The sequence below is a fragment of the Fibrobacter sp. genome, assembly GCA_012523595.1.
In the GTDB taxonomy this organism is placed as follows: Bacteria; Fibrobacterota; Chitinivibrionia; order Chitinivibrionales; family Chitinispirillaceae; genus JAAYIG01.
Genome location: JAAYIG010000112.1, coordinates 1 through 3,451, shown reverse-complemented (window position 1 = coordinate 3,451; position 3,451 = coordinate 1). Strand labels below are relative to the sequence as shown.

The window sequence follows — 3,451 nt, the reverse complement described above, 5'->3', positions numbered from 1 at the left end:
ATTACATAAACTATGCAGTTATATTATTTGTAGCATTAAATACACCTGCACTATATACCAGTTTACACAAAAAATTCCGCACACCCCTTTTTTAATAATCCGTTTGCTGTTTTGAGTTAAAATCGTTGCCTGTCTGTATATCACATATGGAAGTACACAAATTGCAGGCTTTCCTATGTGTATCTCTATTGTTCATCAATCTGCTTTTGAAGAGAAGCGATCTTTTCTTTAGACAAACCTGTATATAGGGCTATCTTTTCAGTAGATTCTCCATTTTTCAACATATTTAGAGCAACTTGCTCAAGTCCTTTTTCTGTACCTTGTTTCATTCCCTTTTCGATCCCTTCCTTTATACCTTCCTGTTTAAAATATTCCTTAATTGATGACATCCTGTCCTCTCCAGTTATTATTGCTGTTTTAATCCTGTCTAAGACCTTTTCTCTTAAATCTGATGGGGCTGCAGAATCGATATAAAGAGATAACTCATCGATATATTCCGCGATATCCACCTCATTTATCATCTCCTTTAAAATTACGAGAAACAGGTCAATCTTCTTTATTATCGATCTGGTTCTGACATATTTGAGCGCCATCAGTGTCAGGCGAAGCTGCGGTGAACCTATGATTTTCTCATCGGGAGTGTGGGAAAAATCAAAAAGCAGATATTCAAGTTTTGAAAAATGTTTTTGCAAACTGGAAATGGGTTGGTCTATATCAAGCGATAAAGGAATATCCCATTTTCTCCTGCCATGATAAATCACAACGAGTATGGGTCCCTCATGTTTTTCCGATTCCGGGATATCGTTTTCAACGGAGTTTAAGTAGTGTTTAAGTTGAATGAGTGTCTTTTTATCAGGTGTACTTTTGTGCTCAAAAATAAGATAGATAAACTGTGAGCTTATCCTGTCGAAGAGTCTGTAAACAATATCTGAACGGAATTCATTCAGGAATCCATCAACAGTGTCATTTTTTAACCGCATTGGAGAGGCTAAAATCGATCTCGATCTTTGTATTTGGAAACAGATATGTGCTCACAAAACCGGAAACTACGGCAGTTTTGCTGAACATTGCCTTGAAAAAACGGTCGTGAGGGGTTTGCAGCGGTTTCTTTTTCATGGAAGCCAATATACATAAGGGAGAGTAAAAAAGTAGTCCGTTCACTTTACATGAAAATCAGGGCCGATATAAGAATCGATGTCTTGAATTGGGAAATGTTAATGATCGAAAAATCCGTGATTATGATGGTGCTAATGGGGTGTTTCCCTCTTTGTAAAGAGATTTGTAAACTGGGGTTTATGATTTTGTCAAAGAGATAATGTGATACCGACTCCGGTAGTCTGTAATTGTTCTATACGCATATTATCAGTTAATCAAGGATGCAATATCTCCCCCGGCGTCTCCATCTCAGCCAGCGCAAAAACCTCATAATGAGAAAAATTATAAACCGGTGATATAGCCAATAACCTTTCAAGCTCCTCGTTGGAATCAACATCGTAAATCCAGGCGCCGCCATGTTTCCCCACCAGATGGTATCTCTCGATAAGTTTCCCCTGTGATTTGATCTTTGCGGCATACTGAGGCATCTTTGATACCGCCTTTATCAGATCATTTTTCAAAAGCGCTAAATCGAGCTCCCAGATTACCAGAAATTTCATCTTTTCCTCCTGTTTTCTTCCAGGAAGATTCTTATGTGCAATTACTGTACCGGTAAGGAAGGTATCAATATTGCATCAAGAAAAGTGGGTCAACCTTTGGGAGGATCGTGAAAACAAACGTTCAGGAAAAAAGCAAAAAAGAGGATTTTTTCTCTACAGAGCATCTCCGAACCAATCTCAAAAGAAGGGCGGTGCAGGGAGGAGGATTTGCAGTCTTCGCCCGTTCCACCGATTTTCTCGTTCAACTGCTCGGGACAATGTTTCTTGCCAGAATTCTTACTCCTGAGGACTTTGGACTGGTAGCGATGGTCACTACTGTAACCGGCTTTTTCCTGATCTTTAAAGACATGGGTCTCTCCGAAGCTGTTATCCAGAGCGAGAAAATCAACCATGAACAGGTCAGCACCCTCTTCTGGATCAATGTGGGATTCAGTGTCCTTATCACAGCTCTGCTGATTCTCATCGCTCCTCTTATCGCCTTCTTCTACAAAGATCCCCGGCTCACCATGATTGCCATCGTCTCCTCGTTAGGCTTCCTTCTGGCCGGAATACTGACCCAGCATCAGGCTCTCTTAAAACGCAACATGAAGTTTTCCTGGATTGCCCTGATAGAGATAGTATCGGTTCTGGTAAGTATCCTTGCGGCGGTATACCTGGCCCTGAGGGGGGCAGGATACTGGGCACTGGTGACAAGGCCGATTATACAGAGTCTTGTAATGGCCATGGGAGTGTGGATAGTCTGCTCATGGCGCCCGGGGCTTCCGGTACGAGGGGCTGGAGTGCGCAGTCTTGTCAGGTTCGGAGCAAATGCTCTTGGTTACTATATTGTCAATTATGTGGCTCGAAATCTTGACAAGGCTCTGGTAGGGTGGGGGAGTGGGGCAGGATCGCTTGGTTTTTACAACAAGGCTTTTCATCTCTTTATTGTTCCTGTCAATCAATTCACTTTCCCTCTGCACGGTGTGGCGGTCACAACCCTTGCCAAGCTTAAAGGTAATCCGGAACAGTACAGAAGATTCTACATGAAAGCGCTCTGTGCTGTCTCATTCCTGGCTATCCCTTTCTCTACCTTTCTGGCATCGGTAAGCTATGATCTCATCCTCTTTCTTCTGGGTCCGCAGTGGATACCGGCAACAAAAATTTTCTCAATTCTTGGGCTCAGTGCCGGTTTCCAGATAATCTATGGCACCAAAAGCTGGCTTCATGTCTCGTTGGGACATACCGACAGATGGCTCCGGTGGGGAATATGGGCGTCGTTTTTTACAGCACTGTTCTTTGCTGCAGGCCTGCCGTTTGGAGTTTTTGGCATTGCAGCCAGCTACACCGTCTCTTTACTAATCCTGACAATCCCCGGATTGCTTTATGCTGGGAAACCGGTGAACATTACCGCCCGGTTCCTTATCGCCGGAATCTGGAGATACTATGTTGCTGCAGTTCTTGCAGGTGTTCTGTCATGGTTTATGGCAGGGCAAATCAGCATCGCCCCGCTATTCCTTAAACTCTGTACCTGTTTTGCCATCTTTTCCGCAGGATATCTCCTGTTTCTGATTATTTTCTATGGGGGAATTTATCCATTGAAGGAGTTTTTCGGGCTGCTTAAGAACCTGATGCCTGAGAAGAAGGTTAAGGGAGAGAGTGAGGACCTTTCACAAGAGATTGAGGGATAGAGGCAAGCCCGCCTTTTGAGTAGTACGAAATAGCCCTGAAGGGAGAGCAATTTAGCATAATAGGGCAAAAGAGTATACCTATCAGAAATCCGGTATACAATTATCGTTTCTTCTTCCACCAGTAAAGTT

Annotated in this window: 3 protein-coding genes; 1 reads left to right on the top strand and 2 read right to left on the bottom strand. The window is 43.0% G+C overall.

The window, feature by feature from the left end; translation table 11 throughout:
* Nucleotides 1-185: 185 nt before the first annotated feature.
* Both GX089_07740 and GX089_07735 read right to left on the bottom strand, forming a co-directional pair.
* Entirely contained in the window at nucleotides 186-980 is a 795-nt protein-coding gene (locus tag GX089_07740; protein ID NLP02369.1) for a hypothetical protein, read from the bottom strand.
* Nucleotides 981-1,370: 390 nt separating this feature from the next.
* Nucleotides 1,371-1,655: a hypothetical protein gene (locus GX089_07735; GenBank protein NLP02368.1), complete on the bottom strand. Its 285-nt coding sequence runs from the start codon at nucleotides 1,653-1,655 to the stop codon at nucleotides 1,371-1,373.
* 107 nt (nucleotides 1,656-1,762) lie between these two features.
* Between GX089_07735 and GX089_07730 the strand changes: the two genes are divergently transcribed.
* Nucleotides 1,763-3,322, top strand: a complete 1,560-nt coding sequence (locus GX089_07730; protein NLP02367.1) for a lipopolysaccharide biosynthesis protein — start codon at nucleotides 1,763-1,765, stop codon at nucleotides 3,320-3,322.
* The last annotated feature ends 129 nt before the right edge of the window (nucleotides 3,323-3,451 follow it).